Raw genomic sequence first — 17,503 nt, 5'->3', positions numbered from 1 at the left:
ACATTTGAAAAAAGAAACTAATAAGCAAAACAAACAAGAAAAAAAGGCAGAAACAAATCAAGCAAAGAGCGCTAAAATGTCTGTAGTAAAAGAGCTTATTGAAAGGGGTAAAAAGGCGGGATTTTTAACATATAAAGAAATAATGGAAACTTTAGGTGATATTGACTTATCTACTGATCAAATAGATAAGATCTATGAAATTTTAGAGTCAATGGGTATTGAAGTATTAGAGGATATGGATGATTTTAATCCAGATCAACTTTTAGAGGAAGATTTGGATTTATCAATCCCTGAGGGAATTAGTATTGATGACCCTGTTAGAATGTACTTAAAAGAAATTGGAAAAGTACCATTACTTTCAGCAGAAGAAGAGATAGAATTAGCAAAAAAGATTGAACAAGGGGATCAGGAAGCTAAAAAGAAGCTTGCAGAAGCAAACCTAAGATTGGTTGTAAGTATAGCTAAAAGATATGTAGGAAGAGGTATGCTTTTTCTTGATTTGATACAGGAGGGTAATCTCGGATTATTAAAGGCTGTAGAAAAATTTGACTATAGAAAGGGATATAAATTTTCAACATATGCAACATGGTGGATAAGACAGGCCATAACTAGAGCTATAGCTGATCAAGCAAGAACAATTAGAATACCTGTTCATATGGTTGAAACAATTAATAAATTAATTAGGGTATCTAGACAGTTATTACAGGAATTAGGCCGTGAACCTACTGCTGAAGAAATAGCAAAAGAAATGGATATGGAAGAAGACAAGGTAAGAGAAATTTTAAAAATAGCACAAGAACCAATTTCGCTTGAAACACCAATAGGCGAAGAAGAGGATAGCCATCTAGGTGATTTTATACCAGATGATGATGCTCCAGCACCTGCTGAAGCTGCAGCATATACAATGTTAAGAGAACAATTGATGGATGTTTTAGATACTCTAACTCCAAGAGAAGAAAAAGTGTTAAGATTAAGATTTGGACTTGATGATGGTAGAGCAAGGACACTAGAAGAAGTCGGTAAAGAATTTAAGGTAACAAGAGAAAGAATAAGACAAATTGAAGCAAAGGCTCTAAGGAAATTAAGACATCCAAGTAGAAGCAAAAAATTAAAGGATTATTTAGATTAATAGGCTTACAATTGTAGGCCTTTTATTTTTAAAGGAGTGAAAGAAATGATATTATCAAAAAGATTAGAAGCTGTTTTTGACATGATTGAAAAATGCAATTGTTTAGCTGATATTGGAACAGATCATGGATATATACCAATAAAAGCAATAAGAGAAAATAAGTGCAAAAAAGCTATAGCAAGTGACATAAAGATTGGTCCTATTGAAGTAGCAAAAAAAAATATAAAAAAATATGAGTTATCAAATTTAATTGAAGTTAGATTAGGACCAGGTTTATCAACATTAAAAAATGGAGAGGCAGATGTAATAGTGATTTCAGGTATGGGCGGAAATCTCATATCTGATATTATCAAAAATGATATCCAAATAAGCAAGAATAGCAAATACCTTATTCTTCAACCAGTTCAATACCCAGAAATACTCAGGCAAGAACTTTTTAATTTAAATTTTTTAATTATTGACGAAAATATTATAAAAGAAGATAATAAATATTATCATATAATGAAAGTCTCTTATGGGAACAAAAACGAATACAAAAATCAAGCTGAGTTTTATATTGGACCAGTAAACATAAAAAAACAAAATTCTACTACATTTGAATATATTCAATATAAATTAGACCACTTAAAATTAATATTAAACAATCTAGATAGAAATCTGCATAAAGATAAATATGATAATTTAATAAATTTAATTTCTGATTTTGAAGAGGTGAAAAAATGTCTATTAAAGTAAAAGAGATTACAACATATTTAGAAAATTTATATCCATTAAGCTTAGCTGAAGATTATGATAATGTCGGTTTATTAATTGGCTATGAAGATAAAATAGTAAATAAAATTTTAATAACTCTTGATATAACAACAGATACAGTAAAATATGCTATAGATAACAATATTGATTTAATAATAAGTCATCACCCAATTATATTTAAATCAATAAAAAAGATAGATAAGAAAAATTATATTACGTCAATGATATATGATTTGATAAAAAATGATATAAATGTATATGCATTACATACTAATTATGATATAAATGATAATGGAATGAATGATATATTGGCTACAAAGCTTAACTTAAAGGAAATTTCTGTATTGCTTCAAAATAAAATTGAAAGCTTATATAAATTGATTGTATATGTTCCAGTTGATTATGCTGAGGAAGTAAGCAGTGCTCTTTTTAGAGCTGGTGCAGGCCATATTGGAAATTATGACATGTGTTCATTTAATTTAAGAGGAAAAGGTACCTTTAGACCTCTAGAAGGATCTAATCCTTTTATTGGCAACAAGAATATTATGGAGAGTGTAGATGAAATAAGAATTGAAACTATTGTAAGAGAAAAAGATCTTAAACAAGTTATTAATGCTTTATTAAAAACCCATCCATATGAAGAACCTGCTTATGACATTATTAAGTTAGAAAATAAAATTTATAAAGGAATAGGGAGAATAGGTATTTTAGAAAAAACAGTAAAAGCTAAAGATGTTGCTAACGAATTAAAAGAAAAACTAAATCTAAATTTTGTTGCTATAATTGGAGATACTGAAAGGCAGATAAGAAAAGTTGCAATAGTAGGGGGAGCCGGAGGCGATCTAATCCATATTGCTAAAAATAAAGGTTGTGATTTAATAATTACTGGTGATGTTAAACATCATGTAGCAATAGAAGCATTAGAAGATGATATCGTAGTATTGGATGCAACTCATTTTGGCTTGGAACAAGTTTTTATTGAACATATAAAAACGTTATTGAATAATTCTTTTAATTCATTAGATATTCATACTATCTATACTAAACAACCATATAATTTCATATAAAATATCTTAAAAGTAAATATATTCTTATTTACAATATATATTTTAGATGATATAATCTTTTCGTGTGGTGAAGAATTGAATATTGAGTAAGCTAGATGGTCGCTGCCATGAGTAATCATGGGAGAGGAAAGTCCGAGCTCCATAGGGCAGGGTGCTGGGTAACACCCAGTGGGGGCGACCCTAAGGAAAGTGCAACAGAGATATACCGCCACAATCAATCTGATGATTGATGAGTGCAACAATTGTTGCGTGGTAAGGGTGGAAAGGTGAGGTAAGAGCTCACCAGCACACTGGCGACAGTGTGGCTCTGTAAACCCCACCTGGAGCAAGACCAAATAGGAGGGCTTATGCGCTGGCCCGGCGTGCCCTCGGGTAGTGTCGCTTGAGCCTACTGGCAACAGTAGGCCTAGATAGATGACCATCCACGACAGAACTCGGCTTACAGGCTTACTCAATTACATATAAAAATAAGACCACTGTGCAGACTGCACAGTGGTCTTATTATATCAAATTAACTAAGCTGATTCCCTATTGATTATAAATTTGTTTATAACATGTGCTACACCATCTTCTTGGTTTGTTTTTGTAATGTAGTCTGCTATCTTCTTAACTTCAGGAAAAGCATTCCCCATTGCAACACCTAAACCAGCATATTTTATCATGTGTATGTCGTTTTCAGCATCTCCAACACATATAATTTCTTCCTTTTTTATACCAAGTTTTTTAGCTAATAATTCAACTCCAAAGCCTTTATTAACTTTTTTATTTAAAAATTCAAGGAAAAATGGAGCACTTCTAACTATGGTATATTTATCATAAAGAGACTCAGGTAATTGTTTTATTACTCTATTTAAATTATCTTCCGGATCAACAAACATAATTTTAACTATAGTTGTATTTCTATCAACATCATTAAAATCTATAACTTCTAGAGGAATATCATTCATTGTTGCTTCAAGTATACTATATTCATTTGTTTTAGGCGTTATACAACTCGTAAGTGTTAGTGCATGAATATTAACTTTTAATTCCTTACTTAACTCATACAAATATATTAAATCTTCATATGTCATTGTATTTTTAGTAATAACCCTTCCTGACTTTACTTCTTGAACTAAAGCTCCATTGTATGAAACAACGTATTCATTATCATCAATAAGATCTAATTCTTTTAAATATTTTTCAATACCTTTAGTTGGTCTACCTGTTGCTAATACAACTTTTATACCTTTTTTTCTTGCAAACTTAATTGCTTCTATATTTGCCTCTGAAATTTCTTTTTTTTCATTTAATAAAGTTCCATCCATGTCTAGAGCTATCATTTTATACATACACGTTACCTCCATCTTATTTTGTCAAATTAATTATAGCAATATTTAGATTATGTTTTTATGAATAATTTGTTAAAAAATTATTTTTTATAATCGTATGTGATTAATTTAAATAATGACTGTACTAAAGTTATTTTTATGTTATAATTAATTTAGTTTTTTAGAAAAATAAAAATAAGATGATTGAGGAAAGGTGATAAATTTGAAGATAGTAGATATTTTCAAAGCACTAGCTGACGAAAATAGAATTAAGATAATTAAAATGCTTGCATGCTGTGATATGTGTGTTTGTGATATTTGTGGAAATCTTAATCTAAGCCAACCTGCTGTTTCACACCATTTAAAAATTTTAAGTGATTCTGGTCTTTTAAATACAACTAGAAAAGGTAAATGGATATATTACTCATTAAATAGAGAAACATTTAATTCTTTGCAAAATGAAATAGATATACTTTTAACTAAACCTGCTGAATGTCCTTATAAAAAATATGATTGTGAATGCAGCGGTATATTTTATGATGTAGTTGAATAAGACTGGCAATTGCCAGTCTTAATTTTTTATTTTTAATATTATTAAATACAATGTTTAATTATATATAAATTGCAATTAAATTTTTGTTGAAATACGTAGAAAAAAATAGTAATATTTTTAATAAGGTGGTGTTGGTATGATTGTTGAAAAGAAAATTAAAAAAATAGATGATATTAGTAAATCTGAATTTAAAAATGGTAAATTAATTTATTATTCAGGTGAAGGGAATATAAATGTTAGTTTTAACAGTGATTTATTAGTAAAAGTAAATAATATCGTTATGGATGGGCCATTTAAATTTAATGCAGATGATATATTAGAAGTTGAATTAAATCACAAAATATATAAAAATTTTATAAATCTAAATGTTTCTAGTGACAAATTAATTGCTGAAATTAAATTAAATAAAACAAAACTTAAAAAGTGGTCTATAAAAGATACTAATTTAGATAGTAATATATATATTGATTATTTTTTTACAAATGAAGACCTACAAGATGCTGAAATAACAAAGTTGATTTTTGATATTTTAAATGAAAACAAAGTAATTTATGGTATTCAAATAGATTCAATTAAAAAAATAATTGAAACAGGAGAAGGAATTATAGCACAAGGCAAACCTCCAGTAGATCCAATTGATGATAAAATAGAATACTATTTTGGAAAAAAGGAAATTAATAATATAACTTTAGAAAATGCTGAAAAAGTCGATTATTATAATAACATCAATGAAGTTGATTTTGTAGAAAAGGGTAGTATATTAGCTACATTGCATATAGGTAGAGAAGGAACAATTGGATTTGATATTTATGGAAAACCAGTTCATCCAAGAAAAAGAAAAAAAATTAATATAAAAAATGGTCCTGGATGCAAAATTCTCGATGAAATAAACGCAATAGCTGAAATTTCAGGTATGCCTAAAATTAAAAACAACAGTATTTGTGTTTTCCCTACCTATAAAATAAAAGGTGACATAGATAAAAAAGTTGGAAACATTGAATTTAATGGCACTATATATATTGATGGAAATGTATTAGATGGCATTAAAATTATTAGTGGTAAAGAAATTATAGTAAATGGAAATGTTAATTTATCTGAATTATATGCCAATGCAGATATTACTGTTTCAGGTAATGTTATTGGTTCTAAAGTTATTGTAGGATCAAAAGTAGCAAATATGATTAAGATTGAATCTTATTTGATGTTCGTTAGAGAATTTTTAATGAAGTTAATTCAAATATATAAAGAGGTATCTAATAAAAATGTAATAACTGATAATGATAAAATATCAAAACTGTTAAAAATTATTATAATTTCAAAATTAAAAACTTTAAAAGATAATATCGATAATATGTATATAGATATTATTAATACTCCAAAAACTGATAAAGACTTGTTGCAAAAAGTACAATCTATACATGACAATTTAAATTTAATATCAATTAAAGGCTGTCTGGAGGATGTTTTTGTAACTTTAGACTTAACTTCATCATTAATAGAAAATATTAAAATAGATTTATCACCCTCAGATGTTAAAATTGCATATTGTCAAAATTCAACTATTTTTTCGACAAACAATGTAGAAATTACAGGTGTTGGTTGTTATAATACTAATGTATATGCTGAAAATTGTATAATATTTAAAAATAACAAAAGCGTATTAAGAGGTGGTAAAATCGAAGCAAAAAAAATTATTAAAGCGAGAGAAGTTGGGTCAGCTATAGGAGTTACAACAATATTAAAAACATCAAAAGAGGGTTTAATTGAGGCTGATATAGTATATCAAAATACTATAATAATGTTTGATGAAATTAAATTTAAAATTGATGAACCAGTAAAAAGTTTTAAAGCCTATATGGAAAAAGGTGAACTTAGAGTTGAAAATCTAAAATTATAGGGGTGGTATTAGATGCCTTTTGAAAAAGCAGTTGTATTTAAGCTTAATAATGAAGAATTTGCTATTGACATACAACAGGTTGAAAGAATTTTAGGATATATTGAACCAACAAAAGTTCCAGAATCACCTTATTTCATTAAAGGTATCATTAAGTATCAAAATAATATTCTACCAATAATGGACTTAAATGCCAAGTTTAACAAACAAAACAATGACAGCATAAATTCTAAAATTATAGTAGTAAAACATAATGAAAAATCCATAGGTCTTTTAGTTGATGATGTTCAGGAAGTTATTGATGTAAAAAAAGATGAAATCGAGTCAACACCAGAAGTAATAAGCCAATATTCAAATAAATATATTAACGGTATACTAAAAAAAGAAAATAGAATTATTATGATAATTGATACAGAGAAAATATTAACAAAGGAAGAGTTCTCATCATTGTCTACACTATAAAAATGGAGAGATATAAATGCAAGAAATAAAGGTTGGTATTGGAGATTTAAACGTAACTAAAGCACCAAATAAACTAATTACACTTGGCTTGGGTTCATGTATAGGTATTGCTTTATTAGATACAAAAAATAAAATTGCTGGTCTTTCCCACATTATGCTTCCAGATAGTAAGAGTTTTTCAAATGTTAGCAATCCTTTAAAATATGCAGATACAGCAATTCCAATTTTATTGCAAAAATTATTAGATCTAGGTGCATCGAAATTAAACATAAGAGCAAAAATAGCTGGCGGTGCTAGTATGTTCTCATTCGCTGATAAAAGCAACTTTATGGATGTTGGGGCTAGAAATGCTGAAGCAGTAAGAAAGGTATTAAAAGAGTTAAATATACCTATCACAGCTGAAGATATCGGAGGTAACAAAGGAAGAACAATGATAGTAGACTCTAATACAGGAATTGTTACATTAAAAATAACAGGGGTAGGTATAAAGGAGATGTAATTATGTTTGATAAAATAAAAGTACTAGTCGTAGATGACTCAGCTTTTATGCGAAAAATGATATCCGACATTATAAATAGTCAAAAAGATATGTATGTTATAGATACAGCAAAAGATGGATTTGAAGCTATTGAAAAAGCTATTAAGTTAAATCCAGACATTATAACACTAGATGTTGAAATGCCAAGAAAAAATGGGCTTGAAGCATTGGTAGAGCTTAAAAAAGTATCAAAGGCAGAAGTAATTATGTTAAGCAGCTTAACAAGTGAAGGTTCTAGCATTACAATCGAAGCATTAAGGCTTGGTGCCTTTGATTTTATACAAAAACCTTCGGGTAGTATATCGTTAGATATAAATAAAGTAAAAGATGAGATAACAGAAAAAATACGCTATGCTTATGCCTATAAAAACAAATTAAAAACTAACAATAAAGTAATATCTAATTTTGTTTCAAATAAAAGTAAAGTTAATAGTTTTAATAATAATTTTAATGCTTTACTATTAGGTGCTTCAACAGGCGGCCCAAAGGTTTTATTTGATTTAATTACTAAACTTCCTAACAATATTGATATACCGATTTTGGTTGTTCAACATATGCCAACTGGATTTACCAAAGCATTTGCCGATAGAATGAACAAATCAAGCAACTTAAGAGTAGTAGAGGCTGAAGATAATCAAAAGATAGAAAATAATGTTGTATATATTGCACCAGGTGGTTATCATATGACCGTCGTTAATGGTGTAATAAAACTTGATTTATCACCTCAAATACATGGAGTTAGACCAGCTGTAGATAAACTTTTTATAAGTGCTGCTAATTACTATAAATCAGGTGTTATCGCATCAATTTTTACTGGCATGGGAAAAGATGGTGCAGAAGGTGTAAAAGAAGTAAAAAAGAATGGTGGCCATGTAATTGCTCAAGATGAATCTACATCAGTCGTTTTTGGAATGCCAAAAGCAGCTATACAAACAGGTTGTGTTGATATAATTTTACCAGAAGATGAAATACTAAATTACATTTTAAAACTATTAAAGAGGGCGTGACTTTATGGATTTTGATAAAATTGAAAAGTTTGTTGCTAAAGAATATGGAATAAATTTATCTGCCTATAAATCTAAACAATTAATTAGGAGAATTGAAAATTTCATGCAACGTGTAGGTGCCAAAAACGAAATAGAGTTTATTAATATTCTATCTATGGATAAAAATATAAGCAAAAAGTTTTTGGACCATTTAACAATCAATGTCTCAGAATTTTTTAGAAATAAAGATTTATTCCTAGATCTTGAAAGAAAAATAAAAGAACATTTAAATCCTGAAAAAAACACTCTAAAAATATGGAGTGCAGCTTGCTCTATAGGCGCTGAACCATATACTCTTGCTATTATATTAGATAAAATTACACCAAATAAAAAACATAATATATTGGCCACTGATATAGATCAAACCGTGCTAGAGCAAGCAAAACAAGGTATTTATAATAAAAATGAAGTTAAAAACGTTGATGATGATCTATTAAAGAAATACTTTATACAAGTTCAAGACAAGTATCAAATAATTGATGAGATTAAAAAACGTGTTATATTTAAAAAACATGACTTAATTATGGATAGCTATGAAACAGGGTTTGATTTAATAGTTTGTAGGAACGTTGTAATATACTTTACTCAAGAGACGAAAAATGAAATATATAGAAAATTTTATACATCACTAAAACCAGGTGGTTTGCTATTTGTTGGAGCTACTGAAAGCATATATAATTATCGCGAATTAGGATTTGAAAAAGCTTCAACTTTTATATATAGAAAACCGGGAGGTAATTGATATGGATATGTCCCAATATCTCGATATATTTTTAGAAGAATCAACTGAGAATTTACAAACACTTAATGAAAATATTTTAGAATTAGAAAAGGATCCTGATAATAAAGAAATAATAAATTCAATATTTAGAGTAGCTCATACATTAAAGGGTATGGCAGGAAGCATGGGATTTAATGACATAGCAGATCTTACTCATAAAATGGAAAATGTTCTTGATAAATTTAGAAATGATATTTTAAAGGTTGATTCAAATATAATAACTGTTTTATTTAAATGTTTAGATACATTAGAATTAATGATAAATAACATAAGAGAAGATAATAACAATACAGTAGATATTAAGGAAATTATGGATTTATTAGAAAATATAAATAATGAGCAAACTAAAAATACTAAATCAGATAATTCAATTGATTTTTCTTTAAATATCTACGATGAAAATATAATAAAACAAGCAAAAGAGAAAAACTATAATGTTTATATAGCTGAAGTTATTTTAGCTGATGATTGTCTTTTAAAATCTGCAAGAGCGTTTTTAGTTTATAAGACAATAGAAGATATTGGAGAAATTTTAAAGACTGTTCCATCAGTTGAAGAACTAGAACAAGAAAACTTTAATGATAGATTTTATATTATGTTTTTAACACAAAAAAATGAGGAAGAAATTAAAAAGTTAATTTTAAATGTTTCAGAGATAAAAGAAGTAAATATTGATATTCCAAAGGGATCTGACCTAAAAATCAATGTTAAAGAAAAAGATGAGAAAATACAAATAAATAAAGAAGTTCAAGATAATAAAACTAAAAAAGATACTGAAATTACGCCAATTAACAAAAAAGAAGAAGATAAAGATAAAAATAAAAAAGCTCATCAATCTGTTCGTGTTGATCTTGAAAGACTAGATAAATTTATGAATTTAGTTGGTGAATTAGTAATTCATAGAACTAGATTAGAACAATTAAGTATGAATTACAAATTAACAGACTTACATGAAACACTAGAACAAGTGGGAAGAATAACATCTGATCTACAGGACTTAGTAATGAAAGTAAGAATGCTTCCTATTGAAAGAGTATTTAATCGTTTCCCAAGAATGATACGTGATTTATCACAAGAACTTGGTAAAGATATTGAATTAATAATTCAGGGTGAAGATACAGAACTTGATAGAACAGTAATAGATGAAATAGGAGAACCATTAGTGCACTTAATAAGAAATGCAGCTGATCATGGAATAGAACCAACAGAGGAAAGAATAAAACTCGGTAAGCCATCAAAAGGAACAATTAAATTGATTGCTTATCAAGAAGGAAATAAAGCTGTTATAAGAATTGAAGATGATGGTAGAGGTCTTGACATTGAAAAAATAAAAAGAAAAGCTGAAAGTATAGGTATTAATACAGAAGGTATGTCAGAAAGCGACATTAAAAACTTAATTTTCATGCAAGGATTTAGCACCAGTGATAAAATAACTGATATTTCTGGCCGTGGCGTTGGAATGGATGTTGTCAAGACTAAAATTGCCAACTTAGGTGGTACAGTAGAAGTAATAAGTGAAAAAGGAAAAGGTACATCATTTATTATACGACTTCCTTTAACTCTATCTATAATACAAGCTCTATTAGTAAAAGTATCTGGAGAAACTTTTGCAATATCTTTAGGTTTTATTGATAGAGTAATAAATATTAATGTTAATGAAATTAAATTAACTAATAACAAAGAAGTAATATTATATAGAGACAAGATTATACCAATTATAAGACTTTCACAAAAATTAAATTTAGAAGAAACTTATTCAGAAAATAAATATATTGTAATTGTTAAAGCTGGAGAAAAAACTGTAGGACTTTTAGTAGATGAACTTTTAGGTCAACAAGAAATTGTAATTAAACCTATTGGTAAACTTCTTCAAAATCTAAAAGAATATGTTGGGGCTACAATTTTAGGTGATGGATTAGTAACCCTAATTCTTGATGTAGCGGCTATAGTATAAAGTAGGTGAGGATATGGAGCTAAATCTAAATGAACTACAAATAGATGCTTTGAAGGAGATTGGAAATATAGGTGCAGGTAATGCAGCAACAGCATTATCACAATTAATAAATAAAAAAGTTGATATGTCAGTTCCTCAACTTGACATATTAGAATTTAGCGATATGATTAAAAGAGTTGGAAATGAAGATGATGAAGTTGTTGCTGTTCTACTAAAAGTTTTTGGTGATATACAAGGCAATATTTTGTTTTTAGTAAAAAATGAAGAAGCTCAAAAGTTTTTTGATACTTTAATGTTTGGTTTTTCTAATATTAATGAAGAAATGTTTTATTCAATGTTCCAAGAAATTGGTAATATATTAGGTAATTCTTATTTAAATGCTGTATCACAAATAACTAATCTATCTTTACTTCTGTTCCATCAGTAGCATATGATATGTTGGCAGCAGTTATGACAACCACTTTCATTGACGCAGAACAGTATAGTGATCTAATTTTAGCTATTGATACAAAATTTATAATAGATAATAATGAAATAGCAGGTAACTTCTTTTTTATACCAAAACCAGGTACATTCAATTTTATTTTGAAAAAACTAGGTTTATGTTAGTAAGGGAGGAATAAAAATGGCAAGAGTGTTAATAGTTGATGATGCTGCTTTTATGAGAATGATGTTAAAGGATATTTTAACAAAGAATGGTTATGAAGTTATAGGTGAAGCTCCAAATGGTGCAAAGGCAGTAGAAATATACAAAGCTGAAAGACCTGATGTTGTAACAATGGATATTACAATGCCAGAAATGGATGGTATTCAAGCAGTTAAAGAAATAAAGGCATTCGATCCTAATGCAAAAATCATAATGTGTTCAGCAATGGGGCAACAAGCTATGGTTATGGAAGCAATAAAATCTGGTGCAAGAGATTTTATTGTAAAACCTTTACAACCAGAAAGAGTTTTAGAAGCATTAAAGAAGGTGCTCGGATAGGAGTTGATTATAATGCAAGTTGTTATATTTAACATAGGGAAAGAAAAATATGCCCTTGAAACAAGAATAGTTCATGGCATTGAAAAAATGATGAATATAACAAAAGTGCCAACAGCACCATATTACGTTAGTGGACTTGCAAATCTTAGAGGAAATATAATTTCTGTAATTGATTTAAAAAAATATTTAAATATAATATCCAATAATCAATGTGAAAATATTATTATTGTAGAAGTTAAAGATGAAAAAATTGGACTTATGGTTGACAGTGTTCAAGAGGTTGTTGATGTTGAAGATGAAATTATAGAAAAGATAAATAATGATAATAATCTAATTAAAGGAGTTATCAATTTTAAAGAATATATAGTTACACTAATAGATGGTGAAAATCTATTAAAGTAATAGGAGGGATAAGATGGGAGAAATATTATCTCAAAGTGAAATAGATGCCCTCCTGTCTGCCTTAAGTTCAGGTGAATTGAGTCTAGAAGAAAAGCCAGAAGAAACAAAACAAAAAGTTAAAAAGTATGATTTTAAAAGGCCAAACAAATTTTCAAAAGAACATGTTAAAACCTTAGAGATGGTTCATGAAAATTTTGCTAGAATTGCATCAAACTATTTAACAGCAAATTTAAGAACCTCTGTTCAAATTAAAGTTATATCAACAGAACAATTAACATACGAAGAATTTATACATTCTATACCTAACCCGACAATTTTAGTAACATATTTTTTAGAACCATTTAATGGTATATTTTTATTTGAAACTGGACCACAATTTGTTTTCCAAGTTATAGACATTTTATTTGGTGGTGAAGGTAAAGAATTAATAAAGGTTCGAGAATTTACGGAAATAGAAAAAAATATTATAAAGAAAATTAACATTAAACTAATTGAAAGTTTAAAACTTGCATGGGAAGATGTAATAGACGTAGAACCTAGATTTGATTCACTAGAAACAAATCCAGTTTTAAATCAATTTCTAGCGCCTAATGAACCTGTTGAACTTATAACCATGCAAGTACAAATTAATAATAATCAAAGTTTCATAAATATGTGTATTCCTTATATTTCAGTTGAAAAATATATTGATAGATTAATAATTCAATACAGAACAAACTTAAAAACAGAGCTAGACAGTTCAACAACAAAAAAACTAGAAAAAAATATAATGAATGTTGAAGTAAATACTCATGTAGAATTAGGCAAATCACTTATAACTGTTAAAGATTTTCTAAATTTAAATGTTGGTGATTGTATAAAATTGAATACAAAAATATCTGATTCATTAAATTATTACATTGAAAATAAACTACACTATAAAGTTTATCCTGGATCTATTGGTAAAAAATTAGGAATTCAAATATCAAATATTTTAGATAAGGATGTGGAAGATGATGAATGATGGTTTACTTTCACAAGAAGAAATAGATGCTTTATTAAATGGTGCTTTTGTTCAGCCTTCCTTATCAGAAACTGATAAGGATTTACTAGGCGAAGTTGGAAATATTTCAATGGGGTCGGCCTCAACTGCTTTATCTACAATAATTAATAGAATGGTAAATATAACAACACCAAAAGTTAGCCTAACAACTCTAAGTGAAATGAAAAAAGAATTTGATGTTCCAATAATTTCAGTTGAAGTAGAATATATAGAAGGATTAATTGGTGCAAATTTATTGCTTATTAAAATTACTGATGCAATTGTTATTGCTGACTTAATGATGGGTGGCGATGGTACAAGAAAGGCTGATTCACTATCAGATATTGAAATTAGTGCTGTTTCTGAAGCTATGAACCAGATGATAGGTTCAGCTGCTACGTCCCTTTCACAAATGTTAAATATGCCAATAAACATTTCACCTCCATATGCATCAGTTTGGGACGAAAAAAATAATAAGCTTTCAGAAAAAATTTCTGAAAATGAAGAAATTGTAAAAATAGCATTCAGATTAACTATTGATGCTCTAGTTGATAGTGAAATAATGCTCCTTTTACCATTGCCAACAGCAAAAATGATTATAAATAAACTAACTGGCATAGAAGAAACACAAACTCAACAATATTCAAAAGTAACAAATGATAGCATTGACATCTTCAATGCTGATGAAGTATCATTAAATAATATAGAACCTGAAGTTAATTATTTTAATACTATGCAAACAAATATACAAACAAATAATCAGATATATAATGTACAAAAAGCTGAGTTTGCTCCATTAACTCCTATAGCAAGTAATGAAATGAAAAATATTGATTTAATTTTAGACGTACCACTAGAAATTTCAGTTGTATTAGGAAGAACTAAAAAAACAATTAAAGAAATTTTAGAGCTATCAGTAGGTTCTCTAGTTGAACTAGATAAATTAACTGAGGAACCAGTTGAGATATTAGTAAACGGAAAAAAAGTAGCATTAGGTGAAGTTGTTGTAATAGATGAAAATTTTGGAGTAAGAATAACAAGTATAATAAGTAGTGATGAAAGAGTAAAAAGTCTGCAGGAAAAATAATTCTGCAGACTTTTTACTCTAAAGTTTTTTCTATTTTAAACGATAAAACAAGTGAGGTGGTTTATATGAAAATTAGCTTAAATACAAATAAAGTTATTAATATATATAAAAATAACAATAAGTATAATTCTATAGAAAATAAGAAAAACAAAAAAGACACAATTGAAATATCAAATACAAGCAAAGAACTGGCTAAATATATAAATGCAGTAAAAGATTATGATATTTACAATGAAAAGATTGAAAAATTACAAAAGTTAATTAAGGATAATAAATATTTTATAGATTCTGAAGAAATTGCAAAATCGATTATAAATGAATTAAAGGAACGTGAAAACATATGATTAAAGAAATTATTATTCAACAAATCAATATGTTAAATGAAGTAAATAAATTATTAGATATTGAAATTGATGTTTTAAAAAAAGATGAGGCTTCAAAGTTAGTTAATATCGTTGAAGAAAAAAAGAAATTGATGTTAGAACTTTCAAAACTTGAAAAAAAGAGAAGAGAATTATGTAGTGACAAAGGCTCTGATGAATTAATAAGTGAAGGTCTAATAAGTGCTGATTTAATTGATCAATTAAAAGCTATAACTTATGAAGTTAAAGAAAAAAATGAGCTTTGTTTGTTATTAACAAAACAATCTCTTGGATATATAAAAATGTTCAACAATATGTTAAGTCAAGGGAATAGGGTTGTAACTTATAAAGATACAGGAAAATTAAATGAAAATGTAAATAGTATTTTTACAACTAAAATTTAGGAGGAATTAGAATGAGTGGTCTTTTTAATACATTTAATATTGTAAAAAGGGGGATGCAAGCACAACAAACTGCTCTACATGTTATTTCTCATAATGTTGCAAATGCAAATACTGAAGGTTATTCAGTACAAAGGGCTAATTTAAAAACCTCTCAACCATTTGGTATGCCTTCTTTAACAACAGCAGCAGAACCAGGGCAATTAGGTACAGGTGTTTTAGTTGACAGCATAACAAGATCAAGAGATGAATTTCTTGATTTTTATATTAGAAAGGAAACTAGTACACTAGAAAATTATAAAGTTAGAGAACAATTTCTTTCAACTATAGAAACAATTTTTACAGAACCATCCAATACAGGAATTGCTACATTATTAACGAATTTTTGGGATGCATGGCAGGGGTTAGCTTCAAACCCTGAAAGTCAAGCTCAAAGAGAACTTGTAAGAAGCAATGCAGAAGCATTATGTAATGGTATATCCCACAACTATAAACAACTCGAAGATCTTGAAGTAAATATTGCTGATCTTATACAAAATCAAATATTTGAAGTTTCAAGCATTCTTAAACAAATATCCGATTTGAACCAGCAGATTAAGGCTGTAACTATCGGTGGTAAAAATCCTAATGACTTAATGGATAAAAGAGATCTTTTACTAGACAAGCTTTCAGAAAGATTTGCAATAGAAATTGAAAAGACAGATTATAATGGAATAAAAATCTATGCTAAAGACATATCAAATCAGGTTCCAGGTGTACTATTAGTTTCAGATAGCAGCATAGTTAACAATTTTTATTATGTAAATGATATTTCATTTGAATTATCTGATAAAATAATTAATAAAAATAACTTTCCAGCTACAATTAATAGAGACAGTTTACCATTAGAAGCTAAAATAAAAGGTTATATAAATGGTGATATAAACAAAGAATTTGAACTAACAGTTAGTATAAATGATATAGAAGAATTAAAGAAATATTTTAATATAGAACAGAATGGCGAAAATATAAAAATATTAAATATAATGCCTCATATACTAATTGGAGATAATATAGAAAATAGTAGTCCAATAAATTTCTCAAATGGAAGTCTAAAAGGATTAGAGAGTTTATCGTTTGAAATAAATGATTATAAAAAACAACTAAATAATTTAGCTAGAGGTTTAGCTATTTCTGTTAATACAATACATTCTGGTAATACTAATAATACTAATAATACTAGTAGTAATGGTATTAATTTCTTTAATCCTGAAGTAGAAAATAGTGATATTGCAGCAAAAATTATATCCATCGATCAAAAAATAAAAGAAAATTTAAATAACATCTCTGCAAATAAACAAGGTACATTTATAGGAAATGGTGAAAGAGCATTATTAATAGGTCAACTTAGAAATACACGCTTTAATCTTTTAGGGTTACAAAGTAGAGAGGATTTTATAAGTAGTGTTAAACTTAATTTTGATGAAATGAAAATGACAAGCAATAACTCTGGAACTACAATTGACAATTATTTTAAAGCAACAATATCTCAACTTGGTGTTTCTAATCAAGAAGCAAAAAGAATGGTAAAAAATCAAGAAAATCTAGTTGATCAACTTGTGATAAGAAGAGAATCAGTATCAGGAGTATCACTAGATGAAGAAATGACAAATATGCTTCAATTCCAAAGAGCCTATGAAGCAAATGCAAAAATGATAAGTGTTATAGACGAACTTTTAGATTTAGTTGTTAATGGCTTAATTAGAAGGTAGGTGATTA

The 17,503-nt window shown here is 27.8% G+C and carries 20 protein-coding genes and 1 other RNA gene; 20 read left to right on the top strand and 1 reads right to left on the bottom strand.

All coding sequences use genetic code 11. From position 1 onward, the window contains the following. Positions 1 to 4 precede the first annotated feature (4 nt). From rpoD to rnpB, 4 genes are all read left to right on the top strand, one after another. Complete coding sequence (gene rpoD, locus TCEL_RS05000) at positions 5 to 1,129, top strand: RNA polymerase sigma factor RpoD (protein ID WP_018661774.1); 1,125 nt, start codon at positions 5 to 7, stop codon at positions 1,127 to 1,129. A 45-nt stretch (positions 1,130 to 1,174) separates the two neighbouring features. Next, positions 1,175 to 1,864: a tRNA (adenine(22)-N(1))-methyltransferase gene (locus TCEL_RS04995; protein ID WP_018661772.1), complete on the top strand. Its 690-nt coding sequence runs from the start codon at positions 1,175 to 1,177 to the stop codon at positions 1,862 to 1,864. Then, positions 1,849 to 2,949, top strand: a complete 1,101-nt coding sequence (locus tag TCEL_RS04990; protein ID WP_018661771.1) for a Nif3-like dinuclear metal center hexameric protein — start codon at positions 1,849 to 1,851, stop codon at positions 2,947 to 2,949. The genes TCEL_RS04995 and TCEL_RS04990 overlap by 16 nt, the downstream gene beginning before the upstream one ends. Positions 2,950 to 3,032: 83 nt before the next feature. Then, an RNA gene (gene rnpB / locus TCEL_RS12895) (RNase P RNA component class A) lies at positions 3,033 to 3,407 on the top strand. Between the two features lie 57 nt (positions 3,408 to 3,464). On the opposite strand, the gene yidA is transcribed toward rnpB, so the two are convergent. After that, positions 3,465 to 4,280: a sugar-phosphatase gene (gene yidA, locus TCEL_RS04985; RefSeq protein ID WP_018661767.1), complete on the bottom strand. Its 816-nt coding sequence runs from the start codon at positions 4,278 to 4,280 to the stop codon at positions 3,465 to 3,467. Between the two features lie 193 nt (positions 4,281 to 4,473). Between yidA and TCEL_RS04980 the strand changes: the two genes are divergently transcribed. The 16 genes from TCEL_RS04980 to flgK all read left to right on the top strand — a co-directional run bounded on the left by TCEL_RS04980 (position 4,474) and on the right by flgK (position 17,496). Beyond that, positions 4,474 to 4,812 carry an ArsR/SmtB family transcription factor gene (locus TCEL_RS04980; protein ID WP_040683743.1) on the top strand — a complete coding sequence of 113 codons (339 nt, stop codon included), beginning with the start codon at positions 4,474 to 4,476 and terminating at the stop codon, positions 4,810 to 4,812. Between the two features lie 136 nt (positions 4,813 to 4,948). After that, positions 4,949 to 6,709, top strand: a complete 1,761-nt coding sequence (locus TCEL_RS04975) for a DUF342 domain-containing protein (RefSeq protein WP_018661763.1) — start codon at positions 4,949 to 4,951, stop codon at positions 6,707 to 6,709. Between the two features lie 12 nt (positions 6,710 to 6,721). Further along, on the top strand, positions 6,722 to 7,168 hold the full coding sequence (locus TCEL_RS04970) for a chemotaxis protein CheW (protein ID WP_018661761.1): 447 nt from the start codon (positions 6,722 to 6,724) through the stop codon (positions 7,166 to 7,168). Positions 7,169 to 7,184: 16 nt separating this feature from the next. After that, on the top strand, positions 7,185 to 7,667 hold the full coding sequence (locus tag TCEL_RS04965; protein WP_018661759.1) for a hypothetical protein: 483 nt from the start codon (positions 7,185 to 7,187) through the stop codon (positions 7,665 to 7,667). 2 nt (positions 7,668 to 7,669) lie between these two features. Next, positions 7,670 to 8,713: a protein-glutamate methylesterase/protein-glutamine glutaminase gene (locus tag TCEL_RS04960; RefSeq protein ID WP_018661757.1), complete on the top strand. Its 1,044-nt coding sequence runs from the start codon at positions 7,670 to 7,672 to the stop codon at positions 8,711 to 8,713. Positions 8,714 to 8,717: 4 nt separating this feature from the next. After that, a complete protein-coding gene (locus TCEL_RS04955) occupies positions 8,718 to 9,494 on the top strand; it encodes a CheR family methyltransferase (RefSeq protein ID WP_018661755.1) in 777 nt (258 codons plus the stop codon). Position 9,495: 1 nt separating this feature from the next. After that, positions 9,496 to 11,487: a chemotaxis protein CheA gene (locus tag TCEL_RS04950; protein ID WP_018661753.1), complete on the top strand. Its 1,992-nt coding sequence runs from the start codon at positions 9,496 to 9,498 to the stop codon at positions 11,485 to 11,487. Positions 11,488 to 11,500: 13 nt separating this feature from the next. Then, complete coding sequence (locus TCEL_RS04945; RefSeq protein ID WP_018661752.1) at positions 11,501 to 11,914, top strand: chemotaxis protein CheC; 414 nt, start codon at positions 11,501 to 11,503, stop codon at positions 11,912 to 11,914. A gap of 23 nt (positions 11,915 to 11,937) precedes the next feature. Further along, positions 11,938 to 12,096: a hypothetical protein gene (locus tag TCEL_RS14070; RefSeq protein WP_242823437.1), complete on the top strand. Its 159-nt coding sequence runs from the start codon at positions 11,938 to 11,940 to the stop codon at positions 12,094 to 12,096. Positions 12,097 to 12,112: 16 nt separating this feature from the next. Then, on the top strand, positions 12,113 to 12,472 hold the full coding sequence (locus TCEL_RS04940) for a response regulator (protein ID WP_018661748.1): 360 nt from the start codon (positions 12,113 to 12,115) through the stop codon (positions 12,470 to 12,472). A gap of 12 nt (positions 12,473 to 12,484) precedes the next feature. After that, positions 12,485 to 12,874 (top strand): chemotaxis protein CheW, encoded by a 390-nt coding sequence (locus TCEL_RS04935; protein ID WP_018661746.1) that lies wholly within the window; start codon positions 12,485 to 12,487, stop codon positions 12,872 to 12,874. Between the two features lie 13 nt (positions 12,875 to 12,887). Next, positions 12,888 to 13,877: a flagellar motor switch protein FliM gene (gene fliM / locus TCEL_RS04930; protein WP_018661745.1), complete on the top strand. Its 990-nt coding sequence runs from the start codon at positions 12,888 to 12,890 to the stop codon at positions 13,875 to 13,877. Then, positions 13,867 to 14,982: a flagellar motor switch phosphatase FliY gene (fliY, locus tag TCEL_RS04925; RefSeq protein ID WP_341348975.1), complete on the top strand. Its 1,116-nt coding sequence runs from the start codon at positions 13,867 to 13,869 to the stop codon at positions 14,980 to 14,982. The genes fliM and fliY overlap by 11 nt, the downstream gene beginning before the upstream one ends. Before the next feature lie 65 nt (positions 14,983 to 15,047). After that, positions 15,048 to 15,326 (top strand): flagellar biosynthesis anti-sigma factor FlgM, encoded by a 279-nt coding sequence (locus TCEL_RS04920; protein ID WP_018661742.1) that lies wholly within the window; start codon positions 15,048 to 15,050, stop codon positions 15,324 to 15,326. Continuing rightward, the gene (locus tag TCEL_RS04915) at positions 15,323 to 15,748 is read left to right on the top strand and encodes a flagellar protein FlgN (protein WP_040683742.1); all 426 of its coding nucleotides are present in this window, start codon (positions 15,323 to 15,325) and stop codon (positions 15,746 to 15,748) included. Before TCEL_RS04920 ends, TCEL_RS04915 begins: the two co-directional genes overlap by 4 nt. Before the next feature lie 11 nt (positions 15,749 to 15,759). Further along, on the top strand, positions 15,760 to 17,496 hold the full coding sequence (gene flgK / locus TCEL_RS04910) for a flagellar hook-associated protein FlgK (RefSeq protein ID WP_018661738.1): 1,737 nt from the start codon (positions 15,760 to 15,762) through the stop codon (positions 17,494 to 17,496). The last annotated feature ends 7 nt before the right edge of the window (positions 17,497 to 17,503 follow it).

It is taken from the genome of Thermobrachium celere DSM 8682 (genome assembly GCF_000430995.1).
Classification (GTDB): Bacteria; Bacillota; Clostridia; order Clostridiales; family Caloramatoraceae; genus Thermobrachium; species Thermobrachium celere.
The sequence above is the reverse complement of the archived record's forward strand: the minus strand, read 5'-3'. Positions and strand labels throughout refer to the sequence as shown.